This is a genomic window from Streptomyces sp. NPDC003036 (assembly GCF_040611175.1).
Classification (GTDB): domain Bacteria; phylum Actinomycetota; class Actinomycetes; order Streptomycetales; family Streptomycetaceae; genus Streptomyces.
Map to the genome: position 1 here is coordinate 13,435 of NZ_JBEXNO010000049.1, position 21,195 is coordinate 34,629.

Consider the following 21,195-nt stretch of genomic DNA (forward strand, 5'->3'; position numbering starts at 1 on the left):
CCCGTGTGGGCTAGAGGCGGTGTGCTGCTCCCACCGGGGTGACGCCGCGGGTGTCCAGGAGGAGCTGGGCCTTCACCGCCAGTCCCTGGAGGTCGTACGTACGGTGGTGCTGGAGAAGGATCGTCAGGTCCGCCGCGGCCGCCGCCTCGTAGAGCGAGTCCGCGCGCGGGACCGGCAGGTCGCGGACGCGCCAGTCGGCCACATACGGGTCGTGGTAACTGACCGCCGCCCCCATGTCCATCAGGCGGCGGGCGATCTCGGTGGCGGGGGAGCCTTCCTGGTCGGCCAGATCGGGCTTGTACGTGATGCCGAGCAGCAGCACGCGCGCGCCGCGCGCCGATTTGCCGTGCTCGTTGAGGAGGGTGGCGCAGCGCTGGATGACGTACTGCGGCATCCGCTCGTTGATGCGCGTCGCCAGTTCGACCAGGCGCAGCGGCCGGTGGGGGCCGATGGTGTCGACGGGGGTGCCGTGGCCGCCGACGCCGGGGCCCGGGCGGAAGGCCTGGAAGCCGAAGGGCTTGGTCTCGGCGCACCGGATGACGTCCCACAGGTCGACGCCGAGGTCGTGGCAGAGGACGGCCATCTCGTTGACCAGGGCGATGTTGACGTGGCGGAAGTTGGTCTCCAGCAGCTTGACGGTCTCCGCCTCGCGCGGTCCGCGGGCGCGGACGACCTTGTCGGTGAGGCGGCCGTAGAAGGCGGCGGCCGACTCGGTGCAGGCGGGGGTGAGGCCGCCGATGACCTTGGGGATGTGGGCGAAGTCGTGGGCGCGGTTGCCGGGGTCGAGGCGGCCGGGCGAGTACGCGAGGTGGAAGTCGCGGCCGGCCCGCAGGCCCGAGCCCTCTTCGAGCAGCGGGCGCAGGACGTCCTCGGTGGTGCCGGGGTGGACCGGGGATTCCAGCAGGACGGTGGTGTGCGGGCGCAGCCGGGCGGCCAGGGCGCGGGCGGCGCCGGTGACGGACGTCAGGTCCAGGGACTGGTCGGCGCCGAGCGGGGTGGGCGCGCAGATGACGGCGGTGCGGACCCGGCCGAGCTCGGTGGGGTTGGTGGTGGGCCGGAAGCCCCCCGAGAGCATCCGGCGGATCTCGGACGCGGTCAGGGAGCCGTCGACCGGGGGGCGGCCGGCGGCGAGCTCCGCGACGGGGCGGGGATCGGTGTCGAAGCCGATCGTGCCGATTCCGGCTGCTGTGGCGGCTTGGGCGAGGGGCAGTCCGAGGTGGCCGAGGCCGATGACGGCGAGGTCTGCGGGCATGGGTGATGCCGTCCTTTCCCGGTAGCCGGAGTGGACGCGAGGTGCAAGTCCTGTGGACAGAACGAGCGGGAGCAATGTCAGACTAGGCGTAAATATGACCGTTATGTGGCATTGCCAGCGTTTGGACGTCCGAGTGTTGTCCACAGGCGGTGGCTGAAGTCGGAGCCCCGGGACAGAATCGAAGCTGTGAGCCCGACCACACGGGGGGCGACGGGAGGCAGCGGTGAGGACAGCGACACTGGGACCCGCGGAGCGCGCCGAGGCACTGGCGGGCATGGCCGAGGGCGAGCTGGACGTGCTGGTGGTCGGCGGCGGAGTGGTCGGCGCCGGGACCGCCCTCGACGCGGCGACCCGAGGGCTCGCGACCGGGCTGGTGGAGGCGCGCGACTGGGCGTCCGGCACGTCGAGCCGGTCCAGCAAGCTCATCCACGGCGGTCTGCGCTATCTCGAGATGCTGGACTTCGCGCTCGTGCGCGAGGCGCTGAAGGAGCGCGGGCTGCTGCTGGAGCGGCTCGCGCCGCACCTGGTCAAGCCGGTGCCCTTCCTCTACCCGCTGCAGCACAAGGGCTGGGAGCGGCTCTACGCCGGGTCGGGCGTGGCCCTGTACGACGCGATGTCGGTCTCCTCCGGGCACGGGCGCGGGCTGCCCCTCCACCGGCACCTGACGCGGCGGCACGCGCTGCGGGTGGCGCCCGCGCTGCGCAAGGACGCGCTGGTGGGCGCGTTGCAGTACTACGACGCCCAGATGGACGACGCCCGCTTCGTGACCACGCTGGTGCGGACGGCCGCGAGCTACGGCGCCCGGGTCGCCAGCCGGGCCCGGGTCATCGGCTTCCTCCGCGAGGGGGAGCGCGTCGTCGGTGCCCGGGTGCAGGATGTGGAAGCGGGCGGGGAGTACGAGGTCCGCGCCAAGCAGATCGTCAACGCGACGGGGGTGTGGACGGACGACACCCAGGCGCTGATCGGGGAGCGGGGCCAGTTCCATGTGCGGGCGTCGAAGGGCATCCACCTGGTCGTGCCCAAGGACCGGATCCACTCGAGCACCGGGCTGATCCTGCGTACGGAGAAGTCCGTGCTCTTCGTCATCCCGTGGGGCCGCCACTGGATCATCGGCACCACCGACACCGGCTGGGACCTCGACAAGGCGCACCCGGCGGCCTCCAGCGCCGACATCGACTATCTGCTGGAGCACGTCAACAGCGTGCTGGCGGTGCCGCTCACCCGGGACGACGTGGAGGGCGTGTACGCCGGTCTGCGACCGCTGCTGGCCGGCGAGTCGGACGCGACGAGCAAGCTGTCGCGCGAGCACACGGTGGCGCACCCGGTGCCGGGCCTGGTCGTCGTGGCGGGCGGCAAGTACACGACGTACCGCGTGATGGCCAAGGACGCCGTCGACGAGGCGGTGCACGCCCTCGACACGCGGGTGGCGGACTGCGTCACCGAGGACGTGCCGCTGCTCGGCGCCGAGGGCTACCGCGCGCTGTGGAACGCGCGGGCGCGCATCGCGGCCCGGACGGGCCTTCACGTGGTGCGGGTGGAGCACCTGTTGAACCGGTACGGCTCGCTGGTGGAGGAGGTGTTGGAGCTGATAGCCGCCGACCCGTCACTCGGCGAGCCGCTGGCCGCGGCGGACGACTACCTGCGCGCCGAGGTCGTCTACGCGGCGTCGCACGAGGGGGCGCGGCACCTGGACGACGTGCTGACCCGGCGGACCCGGATCTCCATCGAGACCTTCGACCGGGGGACGCGCAGCGCGCGGGAGTGCGCGGAGCTCATGGCACCGGTGCTCGGCTGGGACCGGGACCACATCGACAAGGAGGTCGAGCACTACGACAAGCGGGTGGAGGCGGAGCGCGAGTCCCAGCGCCAGCCGGACGACCTGACGGCCGACGCGGCGCGGCTCGGCGCGCCGGACATCGTGCCCATCTGAGCACCTTTCAGCGGCCCGGCCGGCGCCCGCAGAACTCGGCTTCCAGGAGCGCCGGTTCCAGAACCGGGAGCGCCCCGGCCGCCAACGTGTCCGTGTTGACCCGGAAGGTGAGGGTGTGCCGCCCGTCGGCGGTGGCGGCGGTGCGGACGTAACTGCCGGTGATGTGTCCGTTATGGCCCCACACGGTGGTGCCGCAGGACAGGGTGCGCGGGTAGACGCCCATGCCGTAGGTGCCGTGGGAGGGGCGGGTGTCGAGCAGTTCGCGCAGTTGGGGTGAGGGGAGCAGGCGGCCGCCGAGGAGGGCGGCGTAGAAGCGGTTCAGGTCGTCGAGCGTGCTGATCAGCTCGCCGGCCGCGCCCGCGTGGCGCGGGTCGAGGGCGGTGACGTCACGTCCCCGCGCGTCGTACGCACGGCCGTGCGGGGCGGGGAGCGTGGTCCGGGCGCCGGGGAACGAGGTGCCGGTGAGACGGAGGGGGTTGATGATGCGGCGTCGGGTCTCGTCCGCGTAGGAGCGGCCGGTCACCCGCTCGACGACCATGCCCAGCAGGGCGTAGTTGGTGTTCGAGTACGCGTACGAGCCCGGGGGGTGCTGCGGGCGGGTCAGGGCGCTGCGGACGGCGTCCGCCGGGCGGGTCGGCGCGGGGCCCGTGACGGTGGCGTAGTCCGGGATGCCGCTGGTGTGGGTCAGCAGCGCGCGCAGGGTGACGCGGCGGCCCTGGGGCCCGGGGAGCAACCCGGGCAGATGGCGCGCCACCGGGTCGTCCAGGCGCAACCGGCGTTCGGCGCCGAGCTGGAGGACCACCGTCGCGATGAACGTCTTGGTGACGCTGCCCGCGCGGAAGTGGTCGGCGCGGTCGATGTCCGGACCGGTGGTCAGGAAACGGGAGGAGAGAGGTGAAGCGGACAGCAGGGCGGCGGCAGGCGCGTGTCCTTCGGACACGAGCCGCTGCAGGACGGGGGAGTAGTCGGGCGCAGGATCCGGTTCCGGGGACAGGGGCCGCGCACCCAGCGCGAGCAGGACCGCGGCCACGACGACGGCACTGCGTTTCCAGGGCGTTGGCATGGTCCGGGTCCCTTCCTCCGGGGCCATCCTGACGCACGATGGACCCGGAAGAATCGCCGGTCCCGGAGTGAGGGACAATGGACGCTCTTCCAGGGCGGGTTACCGCATCGCGCGGAAGCGGCAGGCGCGGGCGAGGATCAGGGATCGCAGAGGGGACGCATGTCGGAAGCGGAGCAGTCGCGGGGCGCGGCGCGGAAACCTCAGCGGGACGAAGCGAAGCCGGGCGCCGAGGCCGACGTCAAGCCGGATGACGGCCGGGCCGGTGACGCGGTCGGTGGCGCGGTCGACGGCACGGTCGACGGCACGGTCGATGGTGCGGGAAAGAGCCGGAACAGCGGGCCGGATGACGGTCCGGGGGCCGGGGCGGAGGACAGGCCGGACGTGAAGCCGGGTGTCGAGACGGGCAAGGGTGCGGCCGTGGAGTCGGGCGTCGGACAGGACGTGAAGCGGAATGGAACCGCCGAAGCGGAAGCCGCGGCGGAAGCCGGAGCGGCAGAGGTGAAGAGCGGTGCCGCACCGGAGGCGGCGCGTGCGGCGGTCCCCGCCGCACGGTCGGGCGCGGCGGACGACGACGCCAGGTCCGCCAAGCCCTCCACGTCCTCAAAGCCTTCGCAGTCCGCGCCGTCCTCGGAGCCCTCGCGGCCCGACAAGCCGTCCGTGCCGGGAGCCCGGCAGCCCGGCGGCGCGTACAAGAAGGGTGCCGCGGGCACGGACGCGAAGACGACCGAGGGCCGTCTCCTGGCAGGCCGGTACCGGCTCGGCGTCGTGCTCGGACGCGGCGGCATGGGCACCGTCTGGCGGGCCGTTGACGAGACCCTCGGCCGGACCGTCGCCGTCAAGGAGCTGCGTTTCCCCAACAGCATCGACGAGGAGGAGAAGCGCCGCCTCATCACGCGCACCCTCCGCGAGGCCAAGGCGATCGCGCGGATCCGCAACAACGGCGCGGTGACGGTCTACGACGTCGTCGACGAGGACGACCGCCCCTGGATCGTCATGGAGCTCATCGAGGGCAAGTCGCTCGCCGACGTCATCCGCGAGGACGGCGTGCTCACGCCGAAGCGCGCCGCCGAGGTCGGCCTCGCCATCCTCGACGTCCTGCGCTCCGCGCACCGCGAGGGCATCCTCCACCGCGACGTGAAGCCGTCCAACGTGCTCATCGCCGACGACGGGCGCGTCGTCCTCACCGACTTCGGCATCGCCCAGGTCGAAGGGGACCCGTCCATCACCTCGACCGGCATGCTCGTCGGCGCGCCCTCGTACATCTCGCCGGAGCGCGCCCGGGGCCACAAGCCGGGCCCCGCGGCGGACATGTGGTCGCTCGGCGGCCTGCTGTACGCGTGCGTGGAGGGCTGCCCGCCGTACGACAAGGGCTCCGCCATCGCGACGCTGACCGCCGTGATGACCGAGCAGCTGGACCCGCCGCAGAACGCGGGCCCGCTGGAGGAGGTCATCTACGGCCTGCTGCACAAGGACCCCGAGAAGCGGCTCGACGACGCGGGCGCGCGAGTGCTGCTCAACGACGTGATCCACGCGCCCGAGGTGCCGGTCGCGCCGGTCCCGGAGCCGTCGCCGGAGGCCACGCGCGTGGTGCCGCTGCCGCCCGCGCCCGCGCCCGGCCCGAAGGGCAGGGAGGCGGCCGACGCAGCGGCCGAGCGGGTGCGCGGAGCGCTCCGTTCCGTACGCAACGCGGCGACCAAGCCCGAGCCCGCGCCCCGGCCCGGGCCGGCGGCGGAGCAGCGGCCGCAGGCCCCGGTGCGGGCGCCGCTCACCGACGTGGTGTCGCGCCGCACGCTCGTGGTCATCGCGGTGGTGGCCGTGCTCGCGGTGGTCGCCGTCGTGCTGGCCTTCACGCTGGGCGACGACGAGAAGACGGGCACGGGCGGGCAGGCCAAGCCGCAGGGCGGTACGACCGCGTCCGCCGGGGCCACCAGCGGGGCCCAGGGCCAGGACGGCGGCAAGGAGCAGGGCGGTCGGCAGTCGGCCACCGGCGGCCAGGGCAGCGGCGGCCAGCAGGGCGCCGGCACGGGTACGAGCACCGGCACGGGCACGAGCACGGGCACCAGCACCGGCACGGGAACCGGCACCAGCACCGGCACGGGCCAGTCCTCGGGCGGCACCGGCAACGGCGCGGCTCTCCCGCCCGGCTACACCATGGTCACGAACGACCGCTTCCACTTCTCCATGGCCATGCCCTCCACGTTCCGCATGACGGGCATAGCCGGGCAGAACTCCGGCGGGATATTCAGCGCCAACGGCGGCTTCCCGCGCGTCCAGGTCGACTTCAACAGCAGCCCCAAGGACGACGCCGCAAGCGCGTGGGCCGCGGCCGTGGGTGCCGTCTCGGCCACCAGCAACGGCTACAAGCACCACGGCATCGAGAAGGTCGACTACAACGGCTACCCGACCGCCGCCGACTGGCAGTTCGAGCGCAATCAGGGCGGTGAGCGGGTATGGGTGCTCAACAGGGGCTTCAAGGTCGACGCCAAGCGCGGCTACTCGATCATGATCACCTGCAAGTCCAGCGAGTGGAACGGCGCGGAGTGCACGACGCTGCGCAACACGGCGTTCGCCACGTTCCGCCCCAAGGACTGACCGGGGCCACGTATCGTGAGAGCGCGAGGACCGTACGAGCCGGATGGGTCGATAACGGAACACGTACTGACCGGATCTGACGGTCTCGCAGGGCATTGCGGACCGGGGGCCAGCGCGCTCGTGGGGAGGCGTCGTGGAGGACTACGCGGGGAGGGTGCTCGCCGACCGCTACCGCCTGCCCTTGCCGCCCGCGGACGAGTACGACCTCGTCGAGACCCGCGCCTTCGACACGTACAGCGGCCAGGAGGTGCTGGTCCGGCAACTTCCGTTGCCGGAGGTCGTCGAGGCGGAGGTGCTCGACGCCGCCGACGGCACGGCTGCGGGGCGCGCACGGGCCGCGGGGTCCGGTGGGTCCGGCGCGCAGCGGCGCGGGACGCCCGGCCGGGCCACCCGGCGGCCCGGTGATCCGGCCGTACTGCGGGCCGTCGAGGCGGCCCAGGCCGCGGCGCAGATCCCGGACCACCCACGCCTGGACCAGGTCTTCGACGTGTTCACGGAGGCCGGCTCCCTGTGGATAGTGAGTGAGCTCGTGCCGGCCCGCCCGCTGGCCGCGCTACTCGCCGAGGAGCCGCTGAGCCCGTACCGGGCGGCCGAGATCGCCTCGGACGTGCTGACCGCGCTGCGCGCCCTGCACGCGCACGGCTGGGTCCACCGCAACATCACCGCGCGCACGGTGCTCGTCTGCGACGACGGCCGCGTCGTCCTGACGGGCCTGGCGGCCGGTGCCGCCGAAGAGGCCCTGTGCGGGTACGCGCCGGTACCCGTGGCGGACGACGACGAAGAAGACGCTCCGGAGTTCGCGGAAGCGCCGGAAGCGCCGGAAGCGCCGGAAGCGCCGGAAGCCCCCGGGCCCGTGCCGGGCGCCGAGCCCGGATTGCCGTACGGCACACGGCCTTACGGCACGGACCCGTCCGGCGCCTCCACGGTGGACCCGCGCGCCGTACGGGCCGGGGCCATCGCCGCGTACCGGGCCGGGGCACGCGCCGCGAGCCGCGCCCACGAGGCCGGCGCCGCCGCGCTGCCCCCCGGCGGCACGCTGCCCCCCGGCTACGAGCGCCACCAGGGCCACCAGGTCCAGGGCGCGCTGTACGACGAGGATCACGAAGACCTCGAAGACTTCGAGGACCTCGACGACCACGGCGGCGAGGCGCCGCGCGCCCTGCTGACCGGCACCTGGCACGACGGCCCGGGCTCCACCGGTTCCGTACCGGCCGGCGGCGGCCACGTGCCCGTGCCCCGGCCCTCGCGGGCGCTCGAACCCGGGCCCGCCCCCGCACCCGCCGGCCGCTGGGACGACGTCGTCGCGGACACCCGCCCCGCCGCCCCCTACCGGGGCCCGGCGACCCCCCTCGCCGCCGAGCGCGCCCGCCAGGCGAGGATCGCCGTCGTCGGAGCCGTGACGGAGCGGTGGGCGCCGGAGCAGGCCGGACCCGTCCACGGGACCTGGCAGCTGGCCCCGCCCATCGGCCCCGCCACCGACCTGTGGGCGCTCGGGGCGCTGCTCTACCGCGCGGTCCAGGGGCATGCCCCGTATCCCGAGGAGAGCGCCGCCGAGCTGGTGCAGCTCGTGTGCGCGGAGCCGCCCGCGTACGCGGAGGAGTGCGGTCCGCTGCGTCCGGTCGTCGAGTCGCTGCTGCGCCAGGACCCCACCGAGCGCCCCGACTTCGAGGAGCTGCGCGGCTGGCTGCGTTCGCTCGTCCGCTCCGCGCCCGAGCCGGACGCGGGCGTCGGCGTCGTACCCATGCCGTCCGTACCGGCCGACAGCACGCGGCTGCCGGTCGTACGCCGTCGCGGTGAGCTCGTCCGCAAGCGCCGCGGCCGCCGCACGGGCACCGGCGTTGGCGCCGTGGACCCGGCGGGCCCCGGACGCCACCGTCACAAGAAGCCCAGGGCGGCGACCCGCGAACCGAGACCGGGGCGAGCCCCCAGGGGGCAGCAGGGGAGCGCCCGGCGCCCGCGTGCGCTCGGCCGCACCCTCCTGCTGCTCATCCTGCTCGCGCTCGCGGCCGCCGTCGCGTACGCCGTGCTGTTCATGCCCAAGGCCGAGACCCAGGAGCGGCGGCAGCAGGGTTCGGCGCCCCGGCCCACCGCGCCCCAGCAGACCGGGCAGGACGGGCAGACCGGGCAGGACGGGCAGACCGGTCGGCCGACTCCCACGCCCCCCCCCACCACCCCCGCTCCGTCCCCCAACGCCGTGACGCCGACCACCCCCGCCCTCGCCGACGGCTACACGGTCCGTGAGGACCCCGAGGGCTTCCGGATCGGCGTCGACAAGGACTGGCGCCGCAGCCCCATCAACGACGTCGGCCAAGTCCGCTACACGGGCGGCGACTACACCCTGATCGTCGTCCCCGGCCGCGACACCGTGCAGGCCAACGGCAGCGACCCGATGGAGTACCAGCGCACCAAGGAGCGCGAGCTCCAGCCCTGGCGGGACTCCTCCTGGGCCTCCGTCACCGGCATGCGCCGCGTCGACGTCGGGCGGCAGGTCATGGCGGAGGGCCAGTTCACCTGGCAGGACGTCAACAACCGTGAGGTGTACGTCCGGAACCTCGCCCTCATCGTCGGCGACCGCTACCACGTCATCCAGGTCATCGGCCCGGACGGCCAGCGCGACAAGGTCAACGAGATCTACGAACAGGCCGTCACCGCCTACCGCGCCACCCGCTGAGCCCCACCGGGGAGCGGCAGGGCAGCAGCACGGCAGCAACACGGCAGCAACACGGCAGCCGTACGCATCACGGTGCGGTCTCCGTGGTGGCCCCGAGGTTCCCCGGCGCCCACCACCCTCCGTAACCTTGGCCTCCTGAGCAACGGGCGGGGGCAAGTGGAACACTCTGAGGAAACGGCCAAGGGTCTGGTACTGGCCGGGCGTTACAGATTGGCCGAATCCATCGGTCGCGGCGGCATGGGCAAGGTATGGCGGGCCCATGACGAGCTCCTCCACCGGACGGTCGCCGTCAAGGAACTGACGGCGGGACGGTACGCGTCGGAGGCCGACCGGATCGTCCTCCACGCCCGTACGCAGAAGGAAGCGCGCGCCGCCGCCCGCATCAGCCACCCCGGCGTCGTCACCGTCCACGACGTACTGGAACACGACGACCGGCCCTGGATCGTGATGCAGTACGTCGACGGGCCGTCCCTCGCCGACGCCGCCAAGGAGGCCGAAAACCGCCGTATCGAGGCGCGCGAGGCGGCCCGCATCGGCAGGCACGTGGTGAGTGCGCTGCGTGCCGCGCACGCCGCAGGGGTGCTCCACCGGGACGTCAAGCCCGGCAACGTCCTGCTGGCCCGCGACGGTCGCGTGCTGCTCACCGACTTCGGGATCGCCGCCATCGAGGGCGACGCGACCATCACCCGTACCGGGGAACTCGTCGGCTCCATCGACTACCTGGCGCCCGAGCGGGTACGGGGCGGCTCCCCCGGCCCGGCCTCCGACCTGTGGTCGCTGGGCGCCACGCTGTACGCGGCGGTCGAGGGCGCCTCGCCCTTCCGCCGCTCGTCTCCCCTCAGCACGATGCAGGCCGTCGTGACCGAGGAGCCGCCGCCCGCCGAGCACGCCGGGCCGCTCGCGCCCGTCATCACCGCGCTGCTGCGCAAGGACCCGGCGGACCGCCCGGACGCCGCCGAGACCGCACGCATGCTGTTGGAGGCCATGGAGGGCCGCACCCCGGCCGCCGCCCAGGCGTACGTGCCGACGCGGCGCGTCGACGAGGCGGACCGCGCCGCCGCGACGGAGGGGACGGAGGCGACGGAGACGAGGGCGACGAGGGCGACGGGCGACCGGCGCGAGGCGCCCACCAAGGTGGACGCGCGGCCGGGCGAGGAGACCTCAGGGTCGGTCGTATCCGCCGGGTCCGCCGGATCCGCCGAGTCGGCCTCGGCCGCCACGGCCGCCAAGGACGGGGGCGCCGGGCGCCGCCTGCGTACGGCCGTCCTCGTCGTCGCCCTGGCCGCCGTCGTCGGCAGCGCCGCCGGATTCGCCGTGACGCGGTACGGGGACGACGCCGGCAGCGGCCCCGAGCGCGCCCTGCCGACGGCCGCCCCGGACGGCTGGGAACGCGTCAAGGACCCGGAAGGTTTCAGCCTTTTTGTGCCCGAGGGCTGGGAGCGGCGCATGGAGGGGGACCAGATCGACTACACCCCTGACAACGGCCGCCACCTCATCCGGATCAGCAAGGACCCGGCGCCGGACTTCGAGACGCCGTGCCTGCACATGAGCGACATCGAGAAAAGCCTGCGGAAACGGCTGCCGCAGTATGCACGGAAGCAGCTGCAAACGAACACGTTCCGTGATCAACTGGAATCCTGTCTGTGGGAGTTCACCTGGGTGGAGACCAAGGACAACGCGGGGGAGCGACGCGCGATCGACCAGGTGTACTACACGGACGACGGAACCGAGTACGCGCTGTACATGTCGTCCCCGGCCGAGGACTGGGCGACCACTCGGAAGCAGTTCGACATCGTGCTGCGCGGCTGGCGTCCCGCCGAGGAGTGACCTCGGCGCGAGCAGAGGGGATGTGCCGTGTCCGGACTGGGGCAGCAGCGGCGGATCGCCGATCGTTACCGGTTGGAGTCCCGGCTCGGCCGTGGCGGTATGGGGACGGTCTGGCGGGCGTACGACGAGCTCCTCGGCCGCCGGGTGGCCGTCAAGGAGATCCACGTCGACGCCGGAGCCACCCCCCACTCCTCGCTGCGCGAGGCGCGCGCCGTCGCCCGCGTACACCACCCGAACGTCATCTGCGTCCACGACGTGGTCGAGGAGGACGGCACCCCGTACATCGTGATGGAGCTCGTCGAGGGCCTCTCGCTCGCCGAACTGCTGGCGGTACGCGGCCCGGTCGACGCGCCCGAGGCGGCGCGCATCGGGCTCGCGCTGCTGGGCGCGCTGCGCGCCGCGCACGCGCTCGGGGTGCTGCACCGCGACCTCAAGCCCGCCAACGTCCTGCTGGAGGACGGCACCGGACGGGTCGTCCTCACCGACTTCGGCATCGCACACCTCGCGGGTGCGACGACGCTCACGGAGGCGGGGATGTTCGTCGGCTCGCCCGAGTACACCGCCCCGGAGCGGATGCAGGGCGCGCAGGCGGGACCGGAGACGGACCTGTGGTCGCTGGGCGCGCTGCTGTGCGCGGCGCTGACCGGCCAGTCGCCGTTCCACCGCGACTCGTTGGGCGGGGTGCTGCACGCGGTCGTGGAGGAGGAGGTCCGGCCACCGGCGGCGGCCGGACCGCTGATGCCGCTGGTACGCGGGCTGCTGGAGCGCGACCCGGAGCGCAGGATCGGCGCGGCGGAGGCGGAGCGGCTACTGCGGGCGTACGCGGCGACGGGGACGACCCCGCTGTACGAGCCGCCGCCACGGGCCGGGCGGCCTCCGGAGCCCGGCCACGCCCGGGCGCGGGATGAGGCGGAGGACGGCAGCGAGCGGCCCCGGAGCAGGTGGTCGCAGCGGTCCCAGCGGTCGCAGCGCTCCCAGCGTGCGCGCGATGCCCAGCGGTCCCGGGAGTCGGAGGGGCCCCCGGCCCGGGGAGCGGAAGCATCAGAGGGGCCTCAGCGGTCGGAACTGCTGCACTGGCCGCACCGGCCCTTCCGGCAGGCGCCGGGCGGCTCCGGTGGCTCCGGTGGCTCAGCCGTCGCACCGGGCTCTGGCGGCTCCGGTGGCTCAGCCGTCGCACCCGGCTCTGGCGGCTCTCCGAGCACGCCCGGCACCAGCGCCTCGGGCGGCTCACGCGGCACCAGCGCCTCGGGCGGCTCACGCGGCACCAGCCCCTCCAGCGCCCCCAGTGCCTCAGAGGCCTCCGACGCCGCACCCGGACCTACCGGCTCCAGCGGCCCTGCTGACGCAGCCCCCGCGCCTCCTCCCCCCGCCGGGAGCGCCGCGACGGCCGCGACGGCCGCGACGAGCCCCAGCACCCCCACCATCCCCCCGGCATCCGCCGCCCCCAACCCCCCACCCCCACCCCACTCCGCCGTCACCCGCCCCACGCCCACCGCCTACCGCACGCGCCCCCTCCGCACCCCCGTCGTCGCCGCCAGCGTGCTGGCCGCCGCCGCAGCGCTCGCCGGGGCGGGCGCGGCAGGCGTGCTCGTCCTGCGCGACGACCCCGGCGACACCGGCGGCGGCAGCGCCGGGCCGCCCGTGGCGACCGTCACGGCCCCGCCGCAGAGACCTCAGGACAGCCCCACTCCCGCGCCCTCCCCGGACCCGTCCCGCTCCACCCCCGTACCCGCCGGGTACCGCGCCGTCTCCGATCCCGAGGGCTTCTCCCTCGTCGTCCCGGAGGGATACGTCCGCAGTACCGACGGCCAGCGCGTCTACTACGTGTCACCCGACAAGGCGTACCGGATCGGCATCCGGGTCCGCCGCCCCGTCGAGGGCGGCCCCTTGGCGGCGATGCGCCGCGCCGACGCCAACGGGCCGGGCACCAACCCCGGTTACCGCGACGCCAAGGTCACCCCCACCACGCACAACGGCCTTCCCGCCGCCCTCCGCGAGTTCACCTGGAACGGATTCGCGGACGGCAAGGGCCCCCGGCGTACGTACGACATCTGCTGGGACGAGGGCGGCCGCCTCTACAACGTGTGGGTCTCGGCGCCGCTCACGCGCCTCGACGAGCTGAAGCGCCATTTCGACACGGTCCTGGATTCCTTCCGCGCGCGGCACGCCTGACGAGCCCTGAGTCCCTGAGTCTCTGAGCCCCTGATCAGGGCTTATTTGCCAGTGATCACTGGCGCGGTGTGAGGGTCCCGCGAAAAGCTGTTACCGGCGGGTACCGCGCGCCCCGCATTCCGCATACCCTCGCCCCCATGACGGACACGACCGACACCACGGAGACGCGGGCCACCACCGCCCCCACCGCGACGAAGGGGCTCGGCACGAACCCCGTGGCCCCCGCCCCGGCGGGCGCCCGCACCGCCGCCGATGTGGTCACGCCCGAGGTGGTCGCCCAGCTCACGCGCGGCGTCGTCGGCTCCGGCCGCACCGCCAACCACACGCCGTTCACCGGCGAGAAGCTGGCCGACCTGCCGGAGTCCACCCCCGAGGACGTCGCCGAGGCGTTCGCGCGCGCCCGCGCCGCCCAGCCCGTCTGGGCCGCGACCCCGGTCCGCGCCCGCGCCGCCGTGCTCCTCCGCTTCCACGACCTGGTCCTCCAGCGCCAGGCCGAGGTACTCGACCTGATCCAGCTGGAGACCGGCAAGGCGCGCCTGCACGCCCACGAGGAGGTCCTGGCCGTCGCCGTCGCGGCCCGCCACTACGGCCGCCGCGCGGGCGCGTACCTGAAGCCGAAGCGCCACACCGGAGTCGTACCGACGCTCACGAAGGTGACGGAGCTGCGCCAGCCGCGCGGGGTCGTCGGCCAGATCGCCCCCTGGAACTACCCCCTCGAACTCTCCGTCGGCGACGCGCTGCCCGCCTTCGTCGCCGGCAACGCGGTGGTCATGAAGCCCGACACCGAGACGGCGCTGACCGCCCTCTGGGCGCGGGACCTGCTCATCGAAGCCGGTCTCCCGGCCGAGGTCTTCCAGGTCGTGCTCGGGGACGGCCCGGTCGTCGGCCCGGAGGTCGTCAAGCACGCCGACTACGTCTCCTTCACCGGCTCCACCCGCACCGGCCGCGAGGTCGCCCAGGGCGCCGCCGCCCGGCTCGTCGGCGTCTCCCTCGAACTCGGCGGCAAGAACGCCATGCTGGTCCTCCACGACGCGGACGTGGAGAAGGCCGCCGCCGGCGCCGTCCGCGCCTGCTTCTCCTCCGCCGGCCAGCTGTGCATCTCCATCGAGCGGCTGTACGTCCACGCGTCGATAGCCGACGACTTCATCGAGCGCTTCGCCGCCCGTACGAAGGCGATGCGGCTCGGCAACTCCCTCGCGTACGGCGCCGACATGGGCTCACTCGTCGGCGAGCGCCAGCTGGAGACGGTGACCCGGCACGTCGACGAGGCCGTCGCCAAGGGCGCCACGCTCATCACGGGCGGCGTCGCCCGCCCCGACATCGGCCCGCTCTTCTACGAGCCGACCATCCTGGAGGGCGTCCAGGAACCGATGTCCGTCTGCGCCGAGGAGACCTTCGGCCCGGTCGTGTCGATCTACCGCTTCACGGACGAGGACGAGGTCGTCGAGCGCGCCAATGCCACCGCGTACGGCCTCAACGCGTCCGTCTGGACGAAGGACGGCCGCCGCGGCCACGCCATTGCCGCCCGCCTGCGTACCGGCACGGTCAACATCAACGAGGGCTACGCCCCGGCGTACGGCAGCGTCCAGTCGCCCATGGGCGGCATGAAGGACTCGGGCCTCGGCCGCCGTCACGGCTCCGAGGGCATCCTCAAGTACACCGAGGCCCAGACGGTCGCGCAGCAGCGGCTGATGCCGCTGGCGCCGTCCTTCGGCATGGACGACGAGAAGTACGCGGCGTTCATGAGCCACAGCCTGCGACTGATGAAGGCGCTCCGCTTCCGCTAGACCCTTCGACCCTTTCCCCCTTCGGTACGGTACGAGGAGAGCCCATGCCCCAGCAGGACGAATCGCCTTCCGCGTACGACTACGACGTCATCGTCGTCGGCTCCGGCTTCGGCGGCTCGGTCTCGGCACTCCGCCTCACGGAGAAGGGCTACCGGGTCGGTGTCCTGGAGGCGGGCCGCCGCTTCACGCGGGAGACGCTCCCCAAGAGCTCCTGGGACGTGAAGAACTACCTCTGGGCCCCGGCCCTCGGCCTCTTCGGCATCCAGCGCATCCATCTGCTCGGTAACGTCATGGTCCTGGCGGGCGCCGGTGTCGGCGGGGGCTCCCTCAACTACGCCAACACCCTCTACGTACCGCCCGCGCCCTTCTTCCAGGACAAGCAGTGGGCGTCCATCACGGACTGGCAGGCGGAGCTCGCCCCCTACTACGACCAGGCCAAGCGCATGCTGGGCGTACGGCTCAACCCGACCATGACGCCCTCGGACGTCCACCTCAAGGCGACGGCCGAGGCGATGGGCGTCGGCGACACCTTCCACCTGGCGCCGGTCGGCGTCTTCTTCGGAGACGGGCGGGACGCGGACGGCACGGCGAAGACCACGCCCGGTTCGCAGGTGCCCGACCCGTACTTCGGCGGGGCCGGCCCCGCCCGGAGCGCCTGCACGGAGTGCGGCGCGTGCATGACCGGCTGCCGGCACGGCGCCAAGAACACCCTCACCGAGAACTACCTGCACCTCGCCGAGAAGGCCGGGGCGGTCATCCACCCCATGACCACGGTCACCGCCCTCACCGAGTCGGCCTCGGGCGACGGCTACCTGGTCACGACCGTCCCCACGCACCGCCGCCGCAAGGCCGCCCCGCGCACGCTGCGCTGCCGGTACGTCGTCGTCGCGGCGGGCACGTACGGCACGCAGACCCTGCTGCACCGCATGAAGGACGAGGGGAAGCTGCCCCGCATCTCCAGCCGCCTCGGCGAGCTGACCCGTACGAACTCGGAGGCGCTGGTCGGCTCCCAGACCACGGACCGCCGCTACCGCAAGCGCCACGGCCACCGCCGCGCCGACTTCACGCGCGGCGTCGCGATCACGTCCTCCATCCACCCCGACGCCAACACCCACATCGAGCCGGTCCGCTACGGCAAGGGCTCCAACGCCATGGGGTCCCTCTCCATCCTCCAGGTGCCGTACTCCGACCACCGCGTCGCGGCCTGGCTCGGCAACGTCGCCCGCCACCCGCTGCTCGCGCTGCGCTCGTTCTCCAACCGCCGCTGGTCGGAGAAGACCATCATCGGCCTGGTCATGCAGTCCCTGGACAACTCCCTCACCACCTACCGCAAGCGCGACGGCATCGGGAAGGGCCTCCTCACCGCCCGCCAGGGCCACGGCGCCCCGAACCCCAAGCAGATCCCGGAGGGCACGCGCGCGGCCTCCCTCCTCGCCGAGGAGATCAACGGCTTCGCCGGCTCCAACATCGGCGAGCTCATGGGCACCCCGCTCACCGCGCACTTCCTGGGCGGCTGCGCGATCGGCGCGACGGCCGAGGGCGGCGTCATCGACCCGTACCACCGCCTCTACGGCCATCCGGGCATCTCGGTCGTCGACGGCGCGGCCGTCTCCGCCAACCTCGGCGTGAACCCGTCCCTCACCATCACGGCCCAGGCCGAGCGCGCCATGTCCTTCTGGCCCAACAAGGGCGAACCGGACCCCCGCCCCCGCCAGGGCGCCGCCTACGAACGCCTCACCCCGGTCGAACCCAAGTCCCCGGCGGTCCCGGCGGACGCCTTCGCGGCCCTGAAGCTCCCGTTCCTCGGCATCCCCACGGTCCCGCCGAAGTCCTGAGCGTCCGGACACACGAGAGGCGCTGCACCCCCCTCCGAGTGCAGCGCCTCTCTTGTCCGTGTGCGTGCTGGTTACGCGGTGGCGCCGCTGTTGCGACGACGCATCGCGAAGACGACACCGGCACCGGCGACGATGGTGATACCACCGGCGATACCGATCACCGGCAGCATCGACGACGAACCGGTCTCGGCGAGGTTGCCGGTGACGGGCAGCGGCTTGGCCTCACCCTGCGGCTTCACGTCGGTCTTCGGCTTCTCGCCGGAAGGCTTGGCGTCCTCGACCTCACCCGGCGTCTTGCCGGCCGCGAGGACCTGGAACGGGTACATGTCGCCGTTCTCGAAGCACTTGTACGACTCGTCCTCGGCGCCGTTGTCGTAGGCGCCGACGGCGATCGCCAGGCCGTCGCCTGCGGGCGCGCCCTTGTCGATCTTCACGCGGAGGTCGATGGTGACCTGCTTGCCGGCGTCCAGGTCGAACTGGCCGAAGAAGACGCCGTTGTTGACGCCGCTGCCCTCGAAGTCGTTGATCCACTCGCCGGACTCGGGGTCCTTGTACTCGAAGTGGGCGTACTTGTCGACGAGCTTGTTCGCTTCCTCGCTCTCCATCTCGTCCGCGTAGGTGGCGGCGGTGAAGACGTTGAGGTCGCGGATGTCCTGCTTGCCGGTGTTCTTCACGTTGAACGTGAAGTTCTTCCAGCCGCTACCAGCCGTGATCTTGTTCGGGAAGCCGCCGAGGGAGACCGAGACGGAGCCCTCCTCGCACGCGAACTCCTCGTCGCCCTCGCCCTCGCCCTCCTCTTCCTTGGCGGGCTTGTCGCCGGTGGCCGGCTTCTCACCCTCAGCGGCGGGCTTGTCGGCGGGCTTCTCGCCGGTGGCCGGCTTCTCCTCGGCCGCGGGCTTCTCACCCTCAGCGGCCGGCTTCTCGCCCTCAGCCGCGGGCTTCTCGCCCTCAGCGGCCGGCTTCTCGCCCTCGGTGGTGCCCGCGTTGTCCGGGGTCGTCGAGCCGGACGTCGTGGTGTCCTGGTTCGTCGTGTCCGGCGTCGTCGTGTCGGGCGTGGTGGTGCCCTGCTCCCCGGCGCCGCCGGTAGAGGTCGTGCTGGTGGTGCCGTCCGTCGCGTACGCGGCCGGAGCCGCCAGGAAGGCGGCAGGGGCGATGACGGCGGTCGCGGCGGCGACCGCCATGGCGCGGCGAAGCTTCATTCAAGACCTCTGTGGTCTGGGCGTGCCGCATCACACGGCACGGAGTCTGGCGGGCCGCCTCCCGAGGTGGGGGTGTCACGGGTGTGGCCGTTGTTTCCGCATGCATGACCCGTGACTGGAGGGGATGGTTGTGCGCCAACTGACGAAAACTTTATGTGACCCGCGTCACGCGAATGGCCTATCGTCCGGCCGCCGTGCGCCTCGGCGGGCCGGCGCACACCAAGGCCCCGCGGTCATCCCCACCGCGGGGCCTTGGTCGTCGGCGTACACCGTCTCGGCGTACAGCATCGGCGTCATACGGGGACCGGGAACGGGACTGCGGTCCGGACCGGATGCGGTCGGCTCCGGGCGTCCCCGGAGCCGACCGCTTTTTCGGGTGACCGGGCTGCTGTCCCCTGCCGTCCGGTCACGCACGCTGGAGCGAGGTCCCACGACGTACCCGACGGGTACGCCACACGCTCCAGCGGAGCCACGCGTGGTTTCTTCGGCCCGCCCCTGGCTGACACGGACAACCGATCCAACGAAGGCCGGTACCGCGCGGTCACGCGCCGTACGGGTGAGGGTGCGCCCGAACTCAGATACGGCCTCAGATACGGCCCCGGCACAGCTCCAGCATCGTCATCGCGAGCGCGGTGCCCGGCTTGCCCAGCGCGGAGCGGTAGTGGGCCAGGATCTCCATCTCGCGGGCCAGGTTCACGCGGCGGCCGCCGGAGGAGATGCGGGCCTCCTGGATGACGGCCGAGATGGCCACCCGTTCCTGGATCAGGCCGATGATCCGGTCGTCGAGCGCGTCGATGCGCTCGCGCGCGCCGGCGATCAGCTCCGCGGCGTCGTCCGTGCGCGCGCCGGTCTTGTCGAGCGAGTCGAGTGCGGTCATGGCGGGGGCTCCTCGTTCGGTGAGCGGTGCCCCGGGGCGGCATGGCCCGGAAACGACAGGCGCCCCGGACCTTGTCGGCCCGGGGCGCCTGGGAAGTCGCTTGTCAGTTGCTCAAGCAGCACGACCATGGCAGCCGGACGGGCCCGGTGCCATAGGTAAAGACGTAGATCGGCTGCTTGTGCATGGGGGCAAGTATGGTGCATCCGACCATCCGGGCAACCGTGGGTTCGGATGGTGAGACGAAAGGTCGCGCGGACACGCCGGTAGAATTGGCGTACAGCCCCTCCTCCCACCGCCGGAAGGCCGCCGTAGTGTCATCAGCGAATCCCGCTGCCGCGCCCGACGCCGTACTCGTCGTCGACTTCGGCGCGCAGTACGCCCAGCTCATCGCCCGACGCGTCCGTGAGGCGCGGGTCTACAGCGAGATCGTCCCGTCCACCATGCCGGTGGCCGAGATGCTGGCCAAGAACCCGAAGGCGATCATCCTCTCCGGCGGCCCGTCCTCCGTGTACGAGGAAGGCGCCCCCACCCTCGACCGCGAGATCTTCGAGGCCGGCGTCCCCGTCTTCGGCATGTGCTACGGCTTCCAGCTGATGGCCACGACCCTCGGCGGCACCGTCGACAACACCGGCGCGCGCGAGTACGGCCGTACGCCGCTGCACGTCAGCAAGGTCTCCTCCACCCTCTTCGAGGGCACCCCCGCCGAGCAGCCGGTGTGGATGTCGCACGGCGATGCCTGCTCCGCCGCGCCCGAGGGCTTCACCGTCACCGCGTCCACGGACGTCGTGCCGGTCGCCGCCTTCGAGAACGACGAGAAGAAGCTGTACGGCGTGCAGTACCACCCCGAGGTGATGCACTCCACGCACGGCCAGCAGATCCTGGAGCACTTCCTCTACCGCGGCGCGGGCCTGCGCCCCGACTGGACCACCGGGAACGTCATCGAGGAGCAGATCGAGGCGATCCGCGCCCAGGTCGGCGACAAGCGCGCGATCTGCGGCCTGTCCGGCGGCGTCGACTCCGCCGTGGCGGCCGCGCTCGTCCAGAAGGCCATCGGCTCGCAGCTGACCTGCGTGTACGTCGACCACGGGCTGATGCGCAAGGGCGAGACCGAGCAGGTCGAGAAGGACTTCGTGGCGGCGACCGGCGTCCAGCTGAAGGTCGTCGACGCGCAGGAGCGGTTCCTCGCCGCGCTCGCCGGGGTCTCCGACCCCGAGGAGAAGCGCAAGATCATCGGCCGTGAGTTCATCCGCGTCTTCGAGCAGGCCCAGGCCGAGATCATCGCCGAGGCGCCGGACGACCAGCCGGTCGAGTTCCTCGTCCAGGGCACCCTCTACCCGGACGTCGTCGAGTCGGGCGGCGGTACGGGCACGGCGAACATCAAGTCCCACCACAACGTGGGCGGGCTCCCCGAGGACCTCGAGTTCAAGCTGATCGAGCCGCTGCGCAAGCTGTTCAAGGACGAGGTCCGGATGGTCGGCCAGGAGCTCGGCCTGCCGGAGGAGATCGTCCAGCGCCAGCCCTTCCCGGGCCCCGGCCTCGGCATCCGCATCGTCGGCGAGGTCACCAAGGACCGCCTGGACCTGCTGCGCGAGGCCGACGCCATCGCCCGCGAGGAGCTCACCGCGGCCGGCCTGGACCGCGACATCTGGCAGTGCCCGGTCGTCCTGCTCGCCGATGTGCGCAGCGTGGGCGTCCAGGGTGACGGGCGCACGTACGGCCACCCGATCGTCCTGCGGCCCGTCTCGTCCGAGGACGCGATGACCGCCGACTGGACGCGGATGCCGTACGACGTGCTGGCCCGCATCTCGACGCGCATCACCAACGAGGTGCGCGACGTCAACCGCGTGGTGCTGGACGTGACCAGCAAGCCGCCGGGCACCATCGAGTGGGAGTGACCCCACTCCGGGCGTAGCCGGATGAAGCCGCCGTCCCCCGAGGGGGCGGCGGCTTCGTCGTACGACGCCGCACGCTGAACCGGTGGTCCTTCCGT

At 72.9% G+C, this 21,195-nt stretch carries 12 protein-coding genes; 8 read left to right on the forward strand and 4 right to left on the reverse strand.

Translation table 11 applies throughout. The features are described from left to right. Positions 1-10: 10 nt before the first annotated feature. A complete protein-coding gene (locus ABZX67_RS28705) occupies positions 11-1,252 on the reverse strand; it encodes a nucleotide sugar dehydrogenase (RefSeq protein WP_355366005.1) in 1,242 nt (413 codons plus the stop codon). A 223-nt stretch (positions 1,253-1,475) separates the two neighbouring features. On the opposite strand from ABZX67_RS28705, the gene ABZX67_RS28710 reads away from it, so the two are divergent. After that, positions 1,476-3,182 (forward strand): glycerol-3-phosphate dehydrogenase/oxidase, encoded by a 1,707-nt coding sequence (locus ABZX67_RS28710; RefSeq protein ID WP_355366008.1) that lies wholly within the window; start codon positions 1,476-1,478, stop codon positions 3,180-3,182. A gap of 7 nt (positions 3,183-3,189) precedes the next feature. Here ABZX67_RS28710 and ABZX67_RS28715 read toward each other — a convergent pair whose 3' ends face one another. Further along, the gene (locus ABZX67_RS28715) at positions 3,190-4,245 is read right to left on the reverse strand and encodes a serine hydrolase domain-containing protein (protein ID WP_355366011.1); all 1,056 of its coding nucleotides are present in this window, start codon (positions 4,243-4,245) and stop codon (positions 3,190-3,192) included. 159 nt (positions 4,246-4,404) lie between these two features. Between ABZX67_RS28715 and ABZX67_RS28720 the strand changes: the two genes are divergently transcribed. From ABZX67_RS28720 to ABZX67_RS28745, 6 genes are all read left to right on the forward strand, one after another. Next, on the forward strand, positions 4,405-6,837 hold the full coding sequence (locus tag ABZX67_RS28720) for a serine/threonine-protein kinase (RefSeq protein WP_355366014.1): 2,433 nt from the start codon (positions 4,405-4,407) through the stop codon (positions 6,835-6,837). Positions 6,838-6,970: 133 nt separating this feature from the next. Then, positions 6,971-9,508, forward strand: coding sequence for a protein kinase (locus ABZX67_RS28725; RefSeq protein ID WP_355366017.1), 2,538 nt, complete (start codon positions 6,971-6,973; stop codon positions 9,506-9,508). 156 nt (positions 9,509-9,664) lie between these two features. Continuing rightward, positions 9,665-11,335 carry a serine/threonine-protein kinase gene (locus tag ABZX67_RS28730; protein ID WP_355366020.1) on the forward strand — a complete coding sequence of 557 codons (1,671 nt, stop codon included), beginning with the start codon at positions 9,665-9,667 and terminating at the stop codon, positions 11,333-11,335. Positions 11,336-11,434: 99 nt separating this feature from the next. Beyond that, on the forward strand, positions 11,435-13,507 hold the full coding sequence (locus tag ABZX67_RS28735) for a protein kinase (RefSeq protein WP_355366076.1): 2,073 nt from the start codon (positions 11,435-11,437) through the stop codon (positions 13,505-13,507). A 137-nt stretch (positions 13,508-13,644) separates the two neighbouring features. After that, the gene (locus tag ABZX67_RS28740) at positions 13,645-15,294 is read left to right on the forward strand and encodes a succinic semialdehyde dehydrogenase (RefSeq protein ID WP_355366023.1); all 1,650 of its coding nucleotides are present in this window, start codon (positions 13,645-13,647) and stop codon (positions 15,292-15,294) included. A 44-nt stretch (positions 15,295-15,338) separates the two neighbouring features. Continuing rightward, complete coding sequence (locus ABZX67_RS28745) at positions 15,339-17,129, forward strand: GMC family oxidoreductase (RefSeq protein WP_355366026.1); 1,791 nt, start codon at positions 15,339-15,341, stop codon at positions 17,127-17,129. 71 nt (positions 17,130-17,200) lie between these two features. On the opposite strand, the gene ABZX67_RS28750 is transcribed toward ABZX67_RS28745, so the two are convergent. Together ABZX67_RS28750 and ABZX67_RS28755 are read right to left on the reverse strand one after the other, a co-directional pair. Continuing rightward, positions 17,201-18,328, reverse strand: coding sequence for an LAETG motif-containing sortase-dependent surface protein (locus tag ABZX67_RS28750; RefSeq protein ID WP_355366029.1), 1,128 nt, complete (start codon positions 18,326-18,328; stop codon positions 17,201-17,203). A gap of 586 nt (positions 18,329-18,914) precedes the next feature. Then, positions 18,915-19,205 carry a chorismate mutase gene (locus ABZX67_RS28755; RefSeq protein ID WP_355366032.1) on the reverse strand — a complete coding sequence of 97 codons (291 nt, stop codon included), beginning with the start codon at positions 19,203-19,205 and terminating at the stop codon, positions 18,915-18,917. 311 nt (positions 19,206-19,516) lie between these two features. On the opposite strand from ABZX67_RS28755, the gene guaA reads away from it, so the two are divergent. Continuing rightward, complete coding sequence (guaA, locus tag ABZX67_RS28760) at positions 19,517-21,100, forward strand: glutamine-hydrolyzing GMP synthase (protein ID WP_355366035.1); 1,584 nt, start codon at positions 19,517-19,519, stop codon at positions 21,098-21,100. Positions 21,101-21,195 lie beyond the last annotated feature (95 nt).